At 38.3% G+C, this 368-nt stretch carries 1 protein-coding gene; it reads left to right on the top strand.

What is annotated here, in order from left to right; genetic code table 11:
- Positions 1–179: 179 nt before the first annotated feature.
- The coding region (locus tag L324_RS44445) for a BMP family ABC transporter substrate-binding protein (RefSeq protein WP_499698311.1) at positions 180–368 on the top strand (189 nt) is incomplete at its 3' end.

Here is a 368-nt window from a genome sequence, read left to right as displayed (position 1 = left end):
TTTTTTTTCAAGCAGAAGACGGCATACGAGATAGCCGATGAGATCATTGAAGAATGGAGTAGACAAATGTCTACATTTTTCGACAAAAAATAAGAAAGATCTTCCTAATTTACACTTGAAAGGATACAATAAAGATAGATTTGATTTGCTGGTTTTTTTGAAAGGGAGTTGAACATGGCATGGTGTACAGGCTTGTCGCGATTTTTTTCATTCTCCTGGCGCTAAGCGGCTGCGGACAATCGCCGCTGAAAGGGAAAATTGAAAAAGTCGGTTTGCTTGTCCCTGATACGATAAGTGATCAAGTATGGGGAACCAAAGGATATAAAGGATTATTAAGAATACAATCCGTCTACAATGTCGATGTCTAT

It is taken from the genome of Amycolatopsis orientalis DSM 40040 = KCTC 9412 (genome assembly GCF_000478275.1).
Lineage (GTDB): Bacteria > Actinomycetota > Actinomycetes > Mycobacteriales > Pseudonocardiaceae > Amycolatopsis > Amycolatopsis orientalis.
This window is presented reverse-complemented; position numbering and strand designations above follow the sequence as displayed.